The 18,555-nt window shown below is 69.8% G+C and carries 15 protein-coding genes; 6 read left to right on the top strand and 9 right to left on the bottom strand.

The genetic code is table 11. From position 1 onward, the window contains the following. Positions 1-101 precede the first annotated feature (101 nt). The 6 genes from HNR07_RS25190 to HNR07_RS25165 form a co-directional block, all read right to left on the bottom strand. On the bottom strand, positions 102-935 hold the full coding sequence (locus HNR07_RS25190) for a peptidoglycan recognition protein family protein (RefSeq protein WP_184367076.1): 834 nt from the start codon (positions 933-935) through the stop codon (positions 102-104). Positions 936-1,145: 210 nt separating this feature from the next. Further along, positions 1,146-1,592, bottom strand: coding sequence for a 50S ribosomal protein L9 (gene rplI, locus HNR07_RS25185; protein WP_017579428.1), 447 nt, complete (start codon positions 1,590-1,592; stop codon positions 1,146-1,148). Between the two features lie 27 nt (positions 1,593-1,619). Then, positions 1,620-1,856: a 30S ribosomal protein S18 gene (rpsR, locus tag HNR07_RS25180; RefSeq protein ID WP_026116319.1), complete on the bottom strand. Its 237-nt coding sequence runs from the start codon at positions 1,854-1,856 to the stop codon at positions 1,620-1,622. 114 nt (positions 1,857-1,970) lie between these two features. Beyond that, positions 1,971-2,573 (bottom strand): single-stranded DNA-binding protein, encoded by a 603-nt coding sequence (locus HNR07_RS25175; protein ID WP_184367075.1) that lies wholly within the window; start codon positions 2,571-2,573, stop codon positions 1,971-1,973. Positions 2,574-2,709: 136 nt separating this feature from the next. Further along, positions 2,710-3,000: a 30S ribosomal protein S6 gene (gene rpsF / locus HNR07_RS25170; protein ID WP_017579430.1), complete on the bottom strand. Its 291-nt coding sequence runs from the start codon at positions 2,998-3,000 to the stop codon at positions 2,710-2,712. A gap of 270 nt (positions 3,001-3,270) precedes the next feature. Further along, positions 3,271-6,072: a transglycosylase domain-containing protein gene (locus HNR07_RS25165; protein ID WP_312893973.1), complete on the bottom strand. Its 2,802-nt coding sequence runs from the start codon at positions 6,070-6,072 to the stop codon at positions 3,271-3,273. Between the two features lie 864 nt (positions 6,073-6,936). Here HNR07_RS25165 and HNR07_RS25160 point away from each other — a divergent pair. Together HNR07_RS25160 and HNR07_RS25155 are read left to right on the top strand one after the other, a co-directional pair. After that, complete coding sequence (locus tag HNR07_RS25160; protein WP_184367074.1) at positions 6,937-8,010, top strand: inositol-3-phosphate synthase; 1,074 nt, start codon at positions 6,937-6,939, stop codon at positions 8,008-8,010. A 113-nt stretch (positions 8,011-8,123) separates the two neighbouring features. Next, the gene (locus HNR07_RS25155; protein ID WP_184367073.1) at positions 8,124-9,419 is read left to right on the top strand and encodes an MFS transporter; all 1,296 of its coding nucleotides are present in this window, start codon (positions 8,124-8,126) and stop codon (positions 9,417-9,419) included. Here HNR07_RS25155 and HNR07_RS25150 read toward each other — a convergent pair. Next, entirely contained in the window at positions 9,416-9,994 is a 579-nt protein-coding gene (locus tag HNR07_RS25150; protein ID WP_184367072.1) for an Lrp/AsnC family transcriptional regulator, read from the bottom strand. The two genes, HNR07_RS25155 and HNR07_RS25150, sit on opposite strands and share 4 nt — an antisense overlap. Before the next feature lie 92 nt (positions 9,995-10,086). Between HNR07_RS25150 and HNR07_RS25145 the strand changes: the two genes are divergently transcribed. Then, the gene (locus HNR07_RS25145; protein WP_184367071.1) at positions 10,087-10,572 is read left to right on the top strand and encodes a rhodanese-like domain-containing protein; all 486 of its coding nucleotides are present in this window, start codon (positions 10,087-10,089) and stop codon (positions 10,570-10,572) included. Positions 10,573-10,627: 55 nt separating this feature from the next. Here HNR07_RS25145 and HNR07_RS25140 read toward each other — a convergent pair whose 3' ends face one another. Further along, positions 10,628-11,176, bottom strand: coding sequence for a GNAT family N-acetyltransferase (locus tag HNR07_RS25140; protein WP_184367070.1), 549 nt, complete (start codon positions 11,174-11,176; stop codon positions 10,628-10,630). 154 nt (positions 11,177-11,330) lie between these two features. On the opposite strand from HNR07_RS25140, the gene HNR07_RS25135 reads away from it, so the two are divergent. Further along, on the top strand, positions 11,331-12,047 hold the full coding sequence (locus HNR07_RS25135) for a class I SAM-dependent methyltransferase (protein ID WP_184367069.1): 717 nt from the start codon (positions 11,331-11,333) through the stop codon (positions 12,045-12,047). A gap of 33 nt (positions 12,048-12,080) precedes the next feature. On the opposite strand, the gene HNR07_RS25130 is transcribed toward HNR07_RS25135, so the two are convergent. Continuing rightward, on the bottom strand, positions 12,081-13,604 hold the full coding sequence (locus HNR07_RS25130; RefSeq protein WP_184367068.1) for a CCA tRNA nucleotidyltransferase: 1,524 nt from the start codon (positions 13,602-13,604) through the stop codon (positions 12,081-12,083). 365 nt (positions 13,605-13,969) lie between these two features. Between HNR07_RS25130 and HNR07_RS25125 the strand changes: the two genes are divergently transcribed. Next, entirely contained in the window at positions 13,970-16,552 is a 2,583-nt protein-coding gene (locus HNR07_RS25125) for a DUF6049 family protein (protein WP_184372643.1), read from the top strand. A gap of 84 nt (positions 16,553-16,636) precedes the next feature. Continuing rightward, positions 16,637-18,529: a murein biosynthesis integral membrane protein MurJ gene (gene murJ / locus HNR07_RS25120; protein ID WP_184367067.1), complete on the top strand. Its 1,893-nt coding sequence runs from the start codon at positions 16,637-16,639 to the stop codon at positions 18,527-18,529. Positions 18,530-18,555: the final 26 nt, after the last annotated feature.

The following is an 18,555-nucleotide window of genomic DNA, read 5'->3' as shown; positions in this document are numbered from 1 at the left end:
GCCGGGAGGGCGGGGGCCGAAACAAGCGGGCGAACCGTCCCTGCGGCGGGGAGCAGGGACGGTTTCGTCGGCTCGGGTCCTACTTCCAGAAAGCTCTGCTGCTAGAAAGACGTGTCCAGGTCTCCGACGGCGGGGCCGTGGTAGAAGGTGGCGACCCGCTCGGAGGTCGGGACGGCCGGGTAGGTCGGCAGCTCCTCCAGGGTCAGTTCCCGGCCGACGTGCCTGCTCAGGTGGCTGAGCTGTTCGCGCAGCCTGTTCCCCACGTCGTTGCGCAGCTTGGGCAGCATCGAGTAGAGCTTGTCGCCCGGGCAGTTGGTGGCGTTGTAGTCGCGGTGCCCCACGATCGCCTCCTGCGGGTCCAGGCGGTACACGAGGCACAGCCATGCGCAGGTACTGACCAGGGAGGACATGAGCGCCCCGGGTGGGGTCGCCGAGGAGTAGGTTCCCTCGTTCTCGATCCCGATCGTGTGCGAGTTGTGGTTCGCGGTGTGCGCGCCGATCACGTGCCCGCCTTCACGGATCGCCTGGAGCGACTTGTCGCGGCCCTCCATGATGTGCCCGCCGCGGCTGATCGTGAGCTGCTGCCCGGTGTCACTCCACCCGTTGGTGTCCATGTGATAGCGCTGGATGGCCCTGGACAGCGCGGCGGCGTGACTGGTCGACATGTCGGACACGTTCCCGGTCGCGGTGTGGTGCACGACGATGTGGGTCGGCCCCTGCGCCCGTAGCGCGATGTTCGTCTTGGGAGCGCGGGCCCCCCAGTCAGCCCGGGTGTACACCTTGGGTATCGCCGCGGCGGAGGCCTGGCTCGCCACCGAAACACCGAACGCCCCGCCCAGAAGCGCTCCCCCGGCGGCCAGGGCGGCCCCTCGAAGCATCGTCCTGCGGTCCACCCCCAGGGGGTGGTCGGTTGTGGGTCGTCTCTCAACGGCCATCGGTATGCTGTCCTCTCCGTGCGGAGCATCGCGGGACGCGACGCAACACAGAGAACACGCTAGATTACAAAGAGTAACCAAAGGGTGGTTTTCAGTACTTCGGCGTGTTCCGAAAAGGCCCGCTCCGGGCAAACGAAAAGCCCCGCCCCTCCGAAGAGGGACGGGGCTCAGCGAGCCGGGACGGTCAGCGCGAGGCTAGGGAGACAAACCCTAGGCGCCGACGATGTCCAGCTTGATCGTCGCGGCGACCTCGGGGTGCAGGCGGACCTGGACCTTGTGGGCACCGACGGACTTGATCGGGTTCTTGATCTCGATCCGGCGCTTGTCCAGCTCGGGACCGCCGGTGGCCTTGACGGCCTCGACGATGTCCGCGGGCGTGACCGAACCGAACAGACGACCGCCCTGACCGGCGCGCTGCTTGAGGCGCACGTTCAGCGCACCGACCTGGCCGGCGACCTGCTGGGCCTCGTCCAGGGTGCGGATGTCACGCGCCTTGCGGGCACGCTGGATCAGGTCGATCTGCTTCTGACCGCCGCGGGTCCACCGAATGGCGAACCCTCGGGGCAGCAGGTAGTTGCGACCGTAACCGTTCTTCACCTCGACGACGTCGCCGGGGGCTCCGAGACCGTTGACCTCGTGGGTCAAAATCAGCTTCACGACAAAAACCTCCCTCGGATATCGCCGCTAGCGAGCGGTGCTGGTGTAGGGCAGCAGGGCCACCTCGCGCGCGTTCTTGATCGCCGTGGCGACGTCGCGCTGGTGCTGCGTGCAGTTGCCGGTCACCCGACGGGCACGGATCTTGCCGCGCTCGGAGATGAACTTACGGAGAAGCGTGGTGTCCTTGAAGTCGATGTAGGACTGCTTCTCCTGGCAGAAGAGGCAAACCTTCTTCTTGGGCTTGCGCGCTGCCGGCTTAGCCATCGTGGTGCTCCTTCGCAAGAGCCCCGGGGTCTTCCCGGGGATGGGCTGGGACAAATGAAAGGTGACTCGGTCCCGAGTGGAACCGGGTCGGGTGTTACGTGGGGTGGACGCCGTCTAGAACGGGGGCTCGTCGGAGAATCCTCCGCCGTTGCCGCCACCGAATCCGCCGCCACCGCCGTTGGTCGCCCACGGGTCGTCGGCCGGGGCACCACCGCGGCCGCCCTGGCCGCCCTGGTTGCCACCGAATCCGCCGCCCTGGTTCCCGTAGCCGCCGCCCTGGGGCTGTCCGCCCTGGGGCTGGCCGCCACCGAATCCGCCGCCCTGATTTCCGCCGAAGCCGCCGCCGCCCTGGCGCTGCGTCTTCGTCACCTTGGCGGTGGCGCTACGCAGGGCCGGGCCGACCTCTTCGACGTCGATCTCGTAGACGGTCCGCTTCTCACCCTCGCGGGTCTCGAAGGACCGCTGCTTCAGACGACCCTGCACGATGACGCGCATGCCGCGCTGAAGGCTCTCGGCCACGTTCTCCGCGTACTGACGCCATACGGTGCAGGAGAGGAACATGGACTCTCCGTCCTTCCACTCCCCTGACGCGCGGTCGAAGGTGCGGGGCGTCGAGGCCACACGGAAGTTGGCGACCGCGGCTCCACTGGGCGTGAAGCGCAGTTCAGGGTCGTCGACGAGATTGCCGACGAGCGTGATCTGGGTTTCGCCTGCCATGGATCGGCTCCGGTTCGAGATAGTTCGGGATCAGGCGGTTTCGCCTGTTCCACGCATCATCCACGTCCCTAGAGACAGAACAGTCCCAAGGAAAGAATCGGACGCGCGGGGTCAGGGGGTCGGGGCACCGGGGTGCCTAGTGAACCTCGGGACGCAGAACCTTGGTGCGGAGCACGGCCTCGGCGATGCCGAGCTGACGGTCGAGCTCCTTGACCGTCTCGGGCTTGGCGGTCAGGTCGATGACCGCGTAGATGCCCTCGGAGTTCTTGTTGATGTCGTAGGCGAGACGACGCTTGCCCCAGATCTCCGTCTTCTCGACCGAGCCACCGTCGTTGCGCACGACGGCCAGGAAGTTCTCCAGCGACGGGGCGACAGTGCGCTCGTCGAGGTTCGGGTCGAGGATGACCATGATTTCGTAACGACGCATAAGCGTACGTTCCTCCTCTGGACTGTTGCGGCCATGGAATCTCCATGGCAGGAGGGCAGGAGCCCGGCGCGGGCGCTGCCCCGGCAGGACCGGGGTGCACAGCACGGGCTCTGAGCCATACGGGAACCAAGGCTACCAGCAGCGGTGTACCACCGGCGCGGGGTTGTGGACAACGGTCGAGGGCCGGTGTCGGCGGGTCTCCCCCGCCGGCCACCGGCCCTCGTCCGTGCTGCCTGCTATCCGTACTGCCTGCCGGCTGCTACCCGTGGCTCAGTCCCTGGGCCTGAGCAGGCTGTTGCTGTTGCCGTTGTTGCCCTGGTCACCCGTGTCCGGGGGGCCGGGGAAGCCCGGCTGGTCGTCGTCCTCGTTGCAGTGGTCCGGTGGGAACCAGCTGTCGCACTCGTCCGGCAGCTCAGGAGTGTCCTCGCCCTGGCATTCCCGGTCCCGGGGGTCACACTCTTCCTCGGTGGGCTCCTCGCTGGGCTCCTCGCTCGGTACCTCGCTGGGTTCCTCGCTCGGTTCCTCCTCGCTGGGTTCCTCGCTCGGCGAAGGGGTCGGCATGAACATCTGGTCCTCGCCCACCCACTGCGGGGCCGGGAAGGAGCGGGCCTCCACACCCTCCATGGCGGTCTCCATGAAGGCCTTCCACACCTTGGCCGAGGTGGTACCACCGAAGATCTCACCCGCGCTGGCGTCGAACTGCAGCGGTTCACCGCTACGACGGCTCAGTCCCACCGCCGTGGACAGCTGCGGTGTGTAACCCACGAACCAGGCCGAGACGGCGTCGGAGGAGGTACCGGTCTTGCCCGCCACGTCGCGGCCGTCGCTGAGGGCCGCGTTTCTCGCGCCGCCCTCCTGGACCGCCATCTGCATCGCGTAGGTGGCGTCCGCGGCCACGGCGCTGGTGAGCACCTCCTTGCCGGACTCGATCTCGTCCGCGTCCTTGGGCGGGCGAGGGTTTCCCTCCTTGTCGATGACCTCGGTGACCATGTGCGCCGGGAAGTGGCGGCCCTCGTTGGCGAAGGTCGCGTAGGCGCTGGCCATGTCGAGCGCGTTCACCTGGTGGGTGCCCAGCGCGATCAGCGGCCCGAGCGTGGAGGTCTCCTGCCGGGCCGGGTCGACACCCATGTCGACCGCGAGCTCGTCCACGCGGGCCTCACCGACCCGGATGGCCAGATCCACGAAGCTGGTGTTCACCGAGCTCGCGGTGGACTCGATCAGGTCGACCGGACCGTAGTCGACGTTGCCCGAGTTGTTCACCGGGTTGGCCAGGCCGGGGTACTCCAGTCCGCTGTCGCCGTCGAGGACGGTCCGCAGGCCGATGTCGTCCATCAGCGCCCGGGCCAGCACGTAGGGCTTGTAGGCCGAACCCGCCTGGGTCTGGTGGGTGAGCGAGTTGTTCTCCCACTCGGCCACGTTCGGACCGCCGTGGAAGGCCACGATCTGCCCTGTGGCCGGGTCGACCGCGGTCAGCCCCTTCATGGTGTCCTCGGCCTCACCAGGGGGGAGCACCGAGAAGGCCTCGGCCGCGGCGTCCATCAGATCCGGGTCGAGCGAGGTCTTGACGACGAAACCCTCGGTGGCCAGGGCGCCGCCCGAGATATCGTACCGCTCGGTGACCTCGTTGAGGACCGCGTTGCGGACGTAGCCCAGCTTGGGATCGCCCTCGGCGACCTCGGGCTCGTAGGCGATGATGCTGTCCGGGATCTCCAGCTTCTTGGCCTCTGCCTCGGGCAGACCGCGCTCACCGCCGGTGTTCTCGTACATCGCGGCCAGCTGCCGCTGTACGTAGGGCCAGCGTTCCTCGTTGAGGTAGGTCTCCGTCCAGGAGCCCTCTTCGGGGTTCTCGAAGTTGCTGGGCATCTGGATGATGATGCCCAGGTAGGCGCCCTCGGCCCGGTCCAGCTCGCTCACGCTCTTGCCGAAGTACTCCTGGGCGGCCATCTCGATGCCCGAGGCGCCTCGGCCGAAGTAGATCGTGTTGAGGTAGGTCGTGAGGATCTGGTCGGGATCGAGCTGCTGGTCGAGCTTGATCGCGATGAAGATCTCGCGGATCTTGCGGGTCAGCGGCGGCTCGCCGTCGAGCTCGCTGTAGTAGTTGCGGGCCATCTGCTGGGTGATGGTCGAACCACCGCCGGCCTCGCCCCTGGAGAGGATGGCGCGGCCGATGCCCTTGAGGTTGATGCCCGGGTCCTCGTAGAAGGTGGCCTGCTCGGCGGCGAGCACACCGTCGACGACCTCCTCCGGGATGTCCTCGCGCTGGATGACGACACGCTTGACGTCACCGGTGGTGAGCGCGAGTTCGGGCTCCTCCTCCCCCTCGGCGGCCCACATGATCTGGGTGGCCGAAGCCTCCTTCTCCGCGTTGCGCGCGAGTTCCTTCTCGTCGGGCGCCATGGAGTACAGCACCGCGAAGGCGGCCACACCGCCGATGATCATCAGGCCGAAGACGGCCAGCGCGGGCTTCCAGGCCTTGGACAGGAAGCGCTTCCACCAGGGGCGGTCGTCCGGCTCGTCCTGGCGGGGGCGACGGCGTCCGCCGCCACCGCCGCGGCCGCCGGAGCCAGCGGCGGCACGGCCGCCCTGACGGCGGCCCTCGGAGCGGGCGCCGTGTTCACGGTCACGGGGGTCGCGGGGGCCGGACGAGCGGCGGCGTCCGCCGGCGCGGGGGTCGTCCGGGCGGCGACGGGGGCGCTGGCCATCCTCGGGGCGCCGGGGGCGCTGGCCGTCGGGGCGGCGGCGCGGCCGGTCACCGTCCTCGGGGCGGCGCCGGCGCTCGCCGTCGGGGCGGCGGGGCCGCTCTCCCTCGGCGCGGCGGCGTCCGCCCTCGGGCCGGGGGCGCCCTTCGGAACGGGCTCCGTCCTGCGGGGGGCGGGCTCTGCGGGAGCGCGGGGCGGGCTGGTCGTCTCCCCAGAAACCGTCCTCGGAATCGGGTCGGCGACGGCCGCCCGCACGCTCTTCCCGGGGCGGGCCCGCAGCCCTGCGCCTTCCGCCGTCGCCGCGCGAACCGTCGTCCGGGCCCTCAGCCCGGCGACGGCCGCCTTCGGCATTCCGTCGTCGTTCGGTACTCACGTGGTCCTCGATTGCCTCTCACGGCCGATCGGCCTGACGATTCCTTGGTGGAAACGGGGGTCGGTCCCCCTGGGGGATCGGTGATTCGCGACCTGTGGTGGTGAACCGGCGCGGCTCAGAGGCCGGTTCGGCCTACTTCCACCGCTGTTGCCTGTCGTTCAAGGCTTGATAAAGAGACGCCCAGTCGGGGGCGAAGGTTTTCAACAGGTCGCGAAGACGTTAGCCGCTACTTCCTCCTGATCGTTGGCCTGCGGGAGCGCCGCCCCTGTCCCGTCGGTGCTCTGGTTCGACGGGAACGTCGCCGCGGCAGTGGCTTCGTTGGGGGCCTGTACCGGCCGCGCACGCAAATCAAGGGTCACGTTAGAGCGAGCGAACGGTATAGCACAACCCACGCGCGAGGGTATCGCGCACTTTGGAAGTCCTCGTCACCCTCTGCCAGGAACCTCCGGTCTCCGCAGTTCAGCGACTACGTGACCAGCGGAGCCGAACATGTGATCGCGCTCACTCGATGTGTACGGGAGTGCGTCGTCCCTGTTCGGCGGTGTCCGTGTGACATTGCGCGCGGGCCTGCCGGTGCACGAGCGGCTCCGTGGTCACTACCGGTCACCTCAGACACCCTGGCTCCACCAGCCGCATGCGTTCCCACCACGAAGCAAAGATAGAGTCATAGCAGAACAAACCAGCCAGACATGCACAGTTCTCCCCAGTAGCCGACGGCCGCGAGGGGGAACAGAACCGCGGTGCGCGCTGCTGACCACATACGGAATACGAACGCAGGATGACGAGACCCGGACCGCCGTCGGCGCGGGCCCGTCGCCGTGCGCTGTGGAATCCACGTTCGCGGAGAAGAAGGAGCAAGGACCAATGGGTTCGGTACGTGTAGCCGTCGTGGGCGTCGGCAACTGTGCGGCGTCGCTCGTCCAGGGTGTGCAGTACTACAAGGACGCCGACCCGGAGTCCCGGGTCCCCGGCCTGATGCATGTCCAGTTCGGCCCGTACCACGTGAGCGACATCGAGTTCGTCGCCGCCTTCGACGTGGACGCCAAGAAGGTCGGCCACGACCTGGCCGAGGCCATCGTCGCGAGCGAGAACAACACCGTCAAGATCTGCGACGTCCCGCCGACCGGCGTGACCGTCATGCGCGGCCCGACCTACGACGGCCTGGGCAAGTACTACCGCGAGATGATCCAGGAGTCCCCCGAGGACGCCGTGGACGTCGTCGCCGCCCTGAAGGCCACCGAGGCCGACGTCCTCGTCTCCTACCTCCCGGTGGGTTCCGAGGAGGCGGACAAGTTCTACGCCCAGTGCGCCATCGACGCCGGTGTGGCCTTCGTCAACGCGCTCCCGGTGTTCATCGCCTCCGACCCCGAGTGGGCCGAGAAGTTCACCAGGGCGGGCGTGCCGATCATCGGCGACGACATCAAGTCGCAGATCGGCGCCACCATCACCCACCGGGTGCTGTCCAAGCTGTTCGAGGACCGGGGCGTGATCGTGGACCGCACCTACCAGCTGAACTTCGGCGGCAACATGGACTTCAAGAACATGTTGGAGCGCGAGCGCCTGGAGTCCAAGAAGGTCTCCAAGACCCAGTCGGTCACCTCGCAGATCCCGCACGAGCTCAAGGCCGGTTCGGTGCACATCGGCCCGTCGGACCACGTGCCGTGGCTGGACGACCGCAAGTGGGCCTACATCCGCCTCGAGGGCCGCGCCTTCGGTGACGTCCCGCTGAACCTGGAGTACAAGCTCGAGGTGTGGGACTCCCCGAACTCCGCGGGCATCATCATCGACGCCGTGCGCGCCGCGAAGATCGCCAAGGACCGCGGCATCGGCGGCCCGATCCTGGAGCCCTCCTCCTACTTCATGAAGTCGCCGCCGGAGCAGTACAGCGACGCCGAGGCGCACGACAAGGTCGAGAGGTTCATCGCGGGCGAGCAGTAGGCAGCGGCTCGCCCGGCGAGCGGTAACGCGAAGAGCGCCGCAGCAGCGCATCCGCCCGGGGCCGCCACGGCCCCGGGCGGTCCGCGTTCCCCCGGACGGCCTAATCTGAGGGCGTGTCCTTCTTCGGTGATCTGCGCGTGGTCCTCCAGGGGGCCCGGTTCCGCCGGCTGTTCGGTACCCGGTTGGTCTCCCAGTTCTCCGACGGGATCTACCAGGCCGGACTGGCCGGTTTCGTCTTCTTCAACCCCGAACAGCACACGGGGGCCGGGGAGGTCGCCGCGGCCTTCGCCGTCCTGCTCCTCCCCTTCTCCGTGGTCGCCCCGTTCGCGGGTGTCCTCATCGACCGTTGGCCCCGCCGCCAGGTCCTTCTGCTGTCGTCCCTGTTCAAGGCCGCTCTGGCCACGGTGACGGCGCTCCTGGTCGCCAACGGCGAGGGGCCCGCGTTCTTCGTCGCGGCCCTGCTCGTGCTGAGCGTCAACCGCTTCTTCCTGTCCGGGCTCTCCGCGGGCCTGCCCTACGTGGTGCCCCGGGACAAGCTGATGATGGCCAACGCGGTGACTCCCACCTGCGGAACAGTCGCGAGCTCGCTCGGTACCGGTGTGGGCCTGGCCATCGGCATGATCGGCGGCGAGGCGGCGCTGGGCACCGGAATGATCCTCTTCGTGGCCGCGCTGGGCTTCGCCGCCGCCGCACTGGTGTCGCTCACCCTGCGGTACCGGGAGCTGGGCCCGCACCTGGAGGAGGAGACCGAGGAGGTCCGGGCCGCGCTGCGCAACGTGGTCAAGGGCATGGCCACCGGGGTCCGCCATATCTGCGAGCGGGTGCCCGCCCGGGACGGCCTGCTCACCATCGGCGGCCACCGGGTGCTCTTCGGCGTCTCCACGCTGCTGACGATGCTGCTGTACAACAACACGTTCACCGGCGGCGGCGTCGCCGGGATCGCCGGTTTCTCGGTGGCGGCGGGCCTGCTCGCCCTCGGTTTCTTCCTCGGCGCGGTGGCCACCCCGGCGGCGACCGCGCGGATCAGCGAGAGCGCGTGGATCGCGTCCCTGCTCGTCTCCGCCGCGGTGGCGCTGCTGCTGTTCGGCCTGCCCTTCTCCGCGGCCCTGTTCCCGGTGGCCGCGTTCGTGCTGGGCTTCGTGTCCCAGGCGGTGAAGGTCACTGTCGACACGTTGGTTCAGCGACATGTCGACGATGCCTTCCGCGGCCGGGTGTTCTCGGTCTACGACGTGCTGTTCAACGCCACGTTCGTGCTGGGTGCGGGGCTGACCGCCGGGCTGGTCCCGCAGTCCGGTGTGAGCGTCCCGGTGGTGGGCGGCATGATCCTCGCCTACCTCCTGATGAGCACCGCCTGGACGATCCGCGCCCGCCGCCTCTCCCGCCGACCCGCCACCCCCGAACCGGTCTAGCGGTCGCCGCGCGCCTCCACCACCAGGTCGCTGACCGTTCCCGCGGCTCGGGCCGGAGTGGGTGCAGGTCCCCTCTTCTTCCTCGCCGGTGTGACCTTGGGCCCGAGCCGGTCCTGGCGTTCGCTCAGGGCTTCGGTCACCACTCGGCGTTCGAGGGGGCTGGAGAAGACGATGTTGGTGGTGACCGGGCCCAGGGAGGCGATCCGGCCGACGGTCTCCTCCAGGTGGCGCATGGAGCGGGCGTACACCTTGAGGACGAAGCAGTCCTCACCGGTCACGTGGTGCGCCTCGACGATCTCCGGGGTCGCCTCGATGAGGTCGTGGCAGGGCTTGTAGTTGTTGGTCGGGTAGCGCAGGCGCACGAGAGCCAGAACGGACAGGCCGATCCGTTCGGGGTCCACCACCGCCGTGTATCCGGTGATGACGCCGTTCTCCTCCAGCCGCCGCACCCGCTCGGCCACGCTGCTGGGTGACATCGACACCCTGCGGCCCAGCTCGGCGTAGCCCAGGCGCCCGTCCTCCTGGAGGGCGGACAGCAGGCGAAGATCAGTATCGTCCATGGATTCAACGGTCATGGGCGAAAAATAGCACCGTTTCGATGGCCATTCATCGATAACACCGATGAACACCCATGGCTCAGCCAGGGGAGTCTTCCTAGCCTGGAGACATGACGACAACAGACATCGACACCACCCCGAACCCCGTGCTGCGGACCTCCCCCGCGGACCCGGCCACGGCCGCCGCGCACTTCGCCGCCCGGCTCTCCCTGTACACGGACGTCTCCGACGTGCACTCCGCCTTGGAGAGCGGCGACCCGGGTTTCGTACTGGTGGACGTCCGGGACACGGCAGCCTGGGAGCAGGGCCACGCCCCGGGGGCGGTTCACCTCCCCTATCGGCTGGTGGCCGAGCGGGCCGAGGACCTCGTCACCGCGGGGACCCCCGTGGTCGTCCACTGCTGGAGCCCGGCGTGCGACGGCGGAGCCCGCGGTGCGCTGGCCTTCGCCCGGCTCGGCTACCGGGTCAAGGAGATGATCGGCGGGATGGAGTACTGGGTGCGCGAAGGCCTGCCCGTGGAGACCGCCGCAGGGGTTGCCGCAGGACCCGTCGACCCGCTGGTCGGGCCGGTGGGCGGTCTCTCCTGCTCCTGCTGAGGCACGTGCCGGGTGCGGGGGGCTTGTCGACTTGTCCCCCTGTCCGTTTGTCGCCCTAGCCGTTTGTGGTCCTGTCGGCCGGGGAGGCCTCGTCCGCGATGGTCTTTCGGTAGACGCGTAGGCCGCGGGACTCGTAGTTGGTGAGGGCGTGCTCGCCGTCCAGGGAGCAGGTGTGCAGCCATACGCGGCGGGTGGGTTCGCGGCCGGGGCGGCGGTCGGCGAGGGTCCAGGCGCGGCGGAGGGTCTCGGTGAGCATGTGCCCGCCCAGGCCCCGGCCGAGGAAGCCCGGGAGGAGGCCGAAGTAGACGATCTCGACCGCGCCCTCGGGCTGTGCCTCCAGTTCGGCGTAGCCCGCCGGGGTGCCGCGGTCGTGCAGGACCCAGGTCTCGACCTCGGGGTGCTCCACCCGGTCGCGCCACTCCTGGTCGGTCCAGGGGTCGCGGTCGGTCCACTGGTGGTCGCGTCCGACCGCCTCGTAGAGGAACCGGGAGAGCTCCGGGCTGGGCACCTCCGCACGGACGAAGCGCACGTCGCCCCCGGGTTCGCGTCCGGGCTTCAGCTCGGCGGGGTCGGTCATCTCCAGGTACCAGGTGGTGGTGCTCATCACGCCATCCTCGCACCGGCGGCCCGGAGCGCCGCGAGCAGGTGGGCCGAGCAGGAAGGGACGACGTATCGACATGTCGGCGCATCGATCCGTAATTAAAGCGTCACTTAATGTAGTGTCCCTCCAGGTGTTCGTAGAGCGGGGGATGGTGGCCATGGGAGCAGGTTTCGGACTCGGTGAAACCTCGGACGGCTTCGGGGTCCGGGCGGTCGCCAGGCGGGTCGGGGCGGTGCGCCGCCAGCTGCCCGTCCGCGGGGACCGGCTGCTCGACGTCGGTTGCCGGGACGGCGACCACGTCCTCGCCCTCGCGGAGGGGTACGTGCGGGTGGACGCCGTCGACGTCGACCCCGAGCGGCTCAGCGCCCTGGGCGCGCGCATCGCCGGAACCCCTTTGGAGGACCGGGTGGGTGTGCACAAGATGTCCGCCGAGGCGCTGGCCTTCGACGCCAACACCTTCGACCGGGTCACCGCCTTCGACGTCGTCGAGCACCTGGACGACCTGGAAGGCTCGCTGTGCGAGATCCACCGCGTGCTCAGGCACGGCGGTGCGTTCTCCATGACCACGTCCAACCGGTGGTGCCCGTTCGAGCGGAACGGGGTCCGGTGGGGAGGACGGCGGCGCTCCGGCCTGACGGCACCGTTCCTGCCCTGGGTGCGGCCGCTACACGAGCGGATGTCCCCCGCGCGCTCCTTCAGCAGCCAGGAGCTCGGGCGCCTGCTGCGCGGGCACGGCCTGCGGGTGCGCGCGATCGACTACCTCACACCGCACGTCCCCGAGTCCCTCCAGGGCGCTTCGGACGCGCTGGAGGGCACACCGCTGCGGGTCTTCGGGGCGGCGATGGCGGTCACCGCGGTCAAGCCCGGGCTCTGAAACGAACCCGGGACCGGCCCCTCGAAACCGCCCCTACTTCTCCTGACGGCCTTCCTGCTCCAGGTGCTCGGCCGCCCAGGAGCGAAGCTCGGCGACGACCTTCTCCTTCTCCATCGGGCCGTTCTCCAGGCGCAGTTCCAGGAGGTACCGGTAGGCCTTGCCGACCAGCGGTCCGGGCTTGACCCCCAGGACCTCCTGGATCTCGTTGCCGTCCAGGTCCGGCCGGATCCGGTCCAGCTCCTCCTGCTGGGCGAGCTCGGAGATCCGGCGCTCGATGTCGTCGTAGGACCGGGCCAGCGCGGCGGCCTTGCGCCGGTTGCGGGTGGTGCAGTCGGCGCGCGTCAGGATGTGCAGCCGCTCCAGCTGGTCCCCGGCGTCTCGGGCGTAGCGGCGCACCGCCGAATCCGTCCACTCGCCTTTGCCGTAGCCGTGGAACCGCAGGTGCAGCGCGACCAGCGTGCTCACCTGGGTGGTCACGTCCTTGGGGAAGCGCAGCGCGTTCATCCGCTTACGGCTCATCGAGGCGCCGACGACCTCGTGGTGGTGGAAGGTCACCCGGTTGCCGCCCTCGAAGGCGCGGGTCCTGGGCTTGCCGATGTCGTGCAGCAGGGCGGCCAGGCGCAGGACGAGGTCGGGCTCGTGGCCGCGCTTTCGCTCCAGGTCCATGGCCTGGTCCAGGACGGTGAGCGAGTGCTCGTAGACGTCCTTGTGCCGGTGGTGCTCGTCGATCTCCAGCCGCATCCTGGGGATCTCGGGCATGACGTGATCGGCGACGCCCAGGTCCACCATGAGCTCGATACCTCGGCGCGGGTCCGGGCTGAGCATGAGCTTGGTGAACTCGTCGCGCACGCGCTCGGCCGAGACGATGGCGAGCCGGTCCGCCATGTTCCGGGCGGCCTCGGCCACCTCGGGGGCCAGGGAGAAGCCGAGCTGGGCGGCGAAGCGGACCGCGCGCATGATGCGCAGCGGGTCGTCGCTGAAGGAGTCCTCGGGGCGGCCCGGGGTCCGCAGCACCTTGGCCCGCAGGTCCTCGAGGCCGCCGAAGGGGTCGACGAACTCCTGGCTGGGCAGGCGCACCGCCATCGCGTTGACGGTGAAGTCACGGCGCAGCAGGTCGTCGTGGATGTTCGTGCCGTAGGCCACCTCGGGCTTGCGGGACTTGGGCGAGTAGTCCTCGCTGCGGTAGGTGGTGATCTCCAGCTGGAGGCCGCGCTTGCGCAGACCCACGGTGCCGAACTCGATGCCGACGGTCCACACGGAGTCCGCCCAGCCGTCGATCAGTTCCAGGATGCGCTGGGGCACGGCGTCCGTGGTGAGGTCCACGTCGTTGGTGGCGCGTCCGAGCAGCGCGTCGCGGACCGGCCCGCCCACGATGGCGAGCTGTTGGCCGTGTGAGTCGAAGCGGTCGCCGAGTTCCTCCGCGACGGGCTGGATCGAGTCGACCAGTGCGGTGACCGCCGCCCGCTGCGCACCGCTGAGTGCGCCCGCGGACGTGTTCACCTGGGCGGACGGGTCCTGGGCAGCGTCGTTCTCACGCGAAAACTCTGTGTTCGGCACACCACGCAGGTTAGGCGGCCCCACGGGGTGACCGCGAATCGATTCGGTGCGACGGAGACCCTTTCGATACGCCCGCGGGGCCGTGGCGGCTCTGGTGCGGAACCCCCGGTGGATGAAAGGGTGGGCCGACCACGTCCCTCGAACAACGGGTCGGACCAGAACCGGGGTTCGGGGAACGCGGTATCTTCGGGTGGAGTGGTGGCACGTCACAGTCAGTCCGAGGCCACCAGCCCCGCTTCCGCCGAGCGCGCCGCGCGGGCACCCTGACCGACCCCGCCCCACCTTCCGTATCCCTGGCGGGACGGACACCTGGACCCGAATCAGGAAACCAAGCGTTGCGTCGAACTGCTTCCGCGGCCGCGGTCATGGCCATGACCGCCGCTCTGCTTCCGATACCGGCCACCCTCTCGTCCGCATCGGCGGAGCCCGAGGAGGAGGGGTCGGCGGCCCCGCTCGTCGTGGACCGGATCACCCCGGACGCCATCGGTGAGGACAGCACCCTGCGGGTGGCGGGCGAGGTGACCAACACCACCGGAGAGACCGTCGAGGACGTCACCGTCCGCATGCGGTACTCCAGACACCCCTTCACCTCCCGCGACGAGCTGGACAAGTTCGCCACCGGTGAGGACTGGCAGCCCAACGCCTCCGGACCGGACGAGGAGTTCGACGGCGAGCTGGTGCCTGACGGCACCCTGGAGTACTCGCTGAGCACCCCGGTCGAGGACCTCGGCCTGAGCTCCTACGGGGTGTACCCCATGATCATCGAGGCGGTCGACGGCGACGGCGACACCCTCGGCGCGCAGTACACCTTCCTCCCCTACACCGCCGACTCCGACGAGGACGACGTCCCGTCGGTGGACCTGGCGTGGGTCTGGCCGCTGATGGACGACCCCCAGCGGGCCGACGACGACACCTTCCTCAGCGGCGACCTCCACGACTCCGTCGGCGCCGGGGGGCGGCTGGGGCGCCTCCTGGAGTCCGGCGCGCAGGTCCCCCTGTCCTTCGAGGCCGGGGACGAGGACCTGATCGAGGAGCTGGGCCTGGATGAGGCGGAGGAGGCCGAGGAGGCCCCGGCCGAGAACGCCACCGCCGAGGATGACGCCGACTCGGCCACCCCCGAGGAAGACGAGGGGGACGAGGACGAGAACGGCGAGGACACCGAGGGCTCGGACGAGGAGGGCGGGGCCCCGCCGGCCCGGACCGAGGGCATCCCGGTGACCTGGGCGGTCGACCCCAGCACACTGGACGACATCCTCCGGATGGCCACGGCGGAGCACGAGGTGATCGAGGACCTCCTCACGGACCCGGCCGAGGAACCGGTCCGGCACACGCGGGACCCGAACACGGCCGCCCAGGTGTGGCTGCGCGAGGCCCGCGAGGTCCTGGCCGCGGACACCGTGGTGGCCTCCCCCTACGCCAACACCGACCTGGCCGCGCTGCTGCGCAACGACATGGACTCCGACGCCCAGGCCTCGCTGCGGCTCGGGCAGGAGGCCCTGGCGCGTTCGCTCGGGCTCTCGGCCGACGACCGGTTCGCGGTTCCGGCCGAGGGGATCATGGAGGAGAACGTCCAGGAGCTGTTCACCGAGAACGGCGCCTACCGCTTCCTCCTGAACGAGGAGGCCGTCCCGCCCGCCTCCTGGATCTCCACCACCCCCACCGCGCAGGCCCCGCTCCCCGCGAGCGGCGACGGGGCCGAGGGCGAGGAGCCCTACGCCCTGGTCTCCGACTCCGGCCTGACCGACGTGCTCTCCATGCCCTCGTGGGAGCCCGGCGAGTCCACCCTGGCCCTCCAACGCTTCGCCGCCGAGACCGCGATGATCGCCGGAGAGAGCACCGGCGACGAGCGCGTGGTCATCGCCGCGCCCGAGCCCGGCTGGGACCCCAGCCCCGAATTCGCCGCGGGCGTCCTGGACGCCACCGACAGCCTCCCCTGGCTCTCCCCCGAGCGCCTGGACCGGGTGGAGCTGTCCGAAGCCGAGGACCGCGAGGAGACCCGCAAGGGGCTGACCTACCCGGACCACGCCTACGGGGACGAGCTCAGCTCCACCTACCTCGGCCAGATCGAGGACGTCGGCCGGGACGTGCGCCTGTTCAACAGCATCCTGGTCGGCGACAGCGACCCCTTCCGCCCGGCGCTCGTGCGTCTGGAGTCGGTGTACTGGCGCGATCGCGAGGCGATGGCAGGCGCCACCCGCTCCCTGGTGGGCCGGAGCGTGCAGAGCCGCCGGGAGGACGTGCGCGTCATCCCGGGCGACCCGGTCACCCTGGCCAGCAGCACCGGAACCACGGGTGTGCTCGTGGCCAACGACCTCGAGGACGAGGCGGTCTACGTCTATCTGTCGCTGTACTCGGAGAACTCCGAGCGGCTGAGCATCGGCGAGTACACGCACCACTTCGAGATCGCGCCCGGGGCCAGGACCACGGTCTACGTGCCGCTGTCGGCCCGAATCAACGGCAGCACGAACGTGCAGGTCAGTCTGCAGAACGCCGCGGGCGAGCCGATCAGCTCGCAGGACACCGTGATCCAGGTGAACGCCACCGGCCTGGGCACCCAGGCGCTGATGATCAGCGGGATCGGCCTGTTGATCCTGATCGCGGCTCTGGCACCCCGCGCGCTGCGCAAGTGGGCCCGCAAGCAGGCGGCCAAGGCCAACGCCACCGCGACTGCGGCCAAGGACGGCGACGGCGACGGCGACGGCGACGGCGACGGCACCGAGGAATCCGAAGCCACCGAGGACGCCGAGGCCAAGGCCGAAGGCACCGGAACCGCGGAGCCTGCGGAGCCCGGGGAAAGAGGGTCCGAGGCCCCCGGGGCGGACGAGACCTCCACCGAGGCCGGCTCCGGCGAGGGCACGGACACTCCCCGGGAAGCCGAGCCGCACACCCCCGCCGGTACGGAGCCGGACGGCGAGAGCCGACCGGACGGCAGCGGCGCCGGTAAGTGACCGCCACCCCTTGATCCGCGGCGCCGCCCCCGCGGCGCCGCGGCACGAACCTTCCCAGTCGGACGAAAGGAACCCTGATCCACGGTGGTCACCGACTCCCCGAACGGCGACGAGCAGCCCCCTCGTTACGCGCCCAAGCACCGCAGGTCCCCCTACGAGGGCGCCCTGCCGGGTGAGAGCCCTCTCCGCCCCTCCGGCGGACCCGCCCCCTCCTTCGAGGAGGGCGAGCTTCCCGCCCCCGAACCCGCCCCCGCGTCAGGGAGCGGATCCGGACCCGGCTCGGGCTCCGGCTCAGCCCCCGCTTCCGCCCCCGGGCCCGACGCCGCTTCCGCCCCCGCCCCCGGGCCCGACGCCGGGTCGGGCGGGATGATGCGCTCCAGCATGATCATGGCCGTGGGCACCATGGCCTCCCGCATCACCGGCTTCGCCCGCACCATCGTGCTGGCCGCCGCCATCGGCACCCACCTGCTCGGTGACGCCTACCACACGGCGCACACGATCCCCTTCATCCTGAACGACCTGCTCATCGGCGGCCTGATGGCCTCCGTGGTCATTCCGTTCCTGGTCAAGCGGCGCAAGCGGGACGCGGACGGCGGCAAGGCGACCGAGGACCGCCTGTTCACCTCGATGGTGCTGGCGCTGCTGCTGGTGACCGGGGCCGCGATCGCGGCCGCCGAGGCCCTCATCTGGCTGTACGGATCCCGGTTCACCCCGGTGCAGTTCGAGGCCTCGGTCTACCTGGCCCGCTTCCTGCTCTCCCAGATCTTCTTCGTGGGTCTGAGCGGGCTGCTGAGCGCCATGCTCAACACCCGCGGCAAGTTCGGCGCCGCGGTCTGGGCCCCGGTGCTCAACAACGTCGTCATCATGGGCGTGGCCGCGATGTTCCTGGTCGTGGCGGGCCCTGGCCGCACCCCGGAGACCGTCACCACCGCCGAGCTCACCCTGCTGGGCGCGGGCACCGCGGCGGGCATGGCCCTGCAGGCACTGGTGCTGTTCGTCGCGCTCACCCGCACCGGCTACCGCTGGCGCCCCCGCCTGGACCTGCGCGGATCCGGGCTCGGTGAGGCGATGCGCACCGCCGGGTGGATGATGCTCTACACCCTGCTGACCCAGGCGGGCCTGTGGATCACCACCAACATCGCCAACGCGGCGAACGTGGCCAGTATCGAGCAGGGCCTGGACGTCGGTGCCGGTATCAGCGCCTACAACCTGGCGTACCAGCTCTTCCAGCTGCCCTACGCGATCATCGCGGTCTCCCTGATCACCGTGCTACTGCCCCGGATGAGCGCGCACGCCGACGACCGCGACTGGGAGGCCGTCCGCTCGGACTTCTTCCGCACCCTGCGGATCTCCGCGTTCGTGCTGGTTCCGATCGCCTTCGCGGTCGCGATGTTCGCCGAGCCGCTGTCGATCCTGGCGTTCGCCCGCGGGTCGGTCTCGATCGCCGACGCGGCCGCCATCGGCCAGATCCTCGCCGTGATGTCGCTCGGCATGCTGCCGTTCACCGTGTTCCAGCTGATGCTGCGCGTGTTCTTCGCCATGGGCGACACCAGGACCCCCGCCCTCATCGGCGCGGCCAACCTCGCTGTTCACAGCGGTCTGGCCCTGGCCGCCTACCTGCTCCTGCCGCCGAACCTGGTCGTGGTCGGCGTGGCCGCGGGCTTCATGGTGTCGTTCCTGTCGGGGCTGACCATCGCTGGTCAGATCCTCAGCCGACGCATCGGGGGACTTGACGGAAAGCACGTGATTGGCACATTGTTGCGCCTGCACCTGGCCGTCGTTCCCAGCATCGCGGCTGGCTTCGGTGTGCTCTGGTTCTTCGACACCCAGGTCGGGCCAGGTCTGATCACCTACATCGGTGCTCCCGTCGTCGGATGCTTCGTCGGCGCGCTGCTCTTCCTCGTGTCCGCCCGCCTGCTGCGCGTGCCCGAGCTGAGCGCCGCCGTGGAACTCATCCGCGGCCGCCTGCGTCGTTAGATGCCGTGACCCCCTCCGGCCCCGCC

Source organism: Nocardiopsis metallicus (assembly GCF_014201115.1).
Taxonomy (GTDB): Bacteria; Actinomycetota; Actinomycetes; order Streptosporangiales; family Streptosporangiaceae; genus Nocardiopsis; species Nocardiopsis metallicus.
Note: the sequence above shows the minus strand (reverse complement) of the source record. Positions and strands in the feature narration are given on the sequence as shown.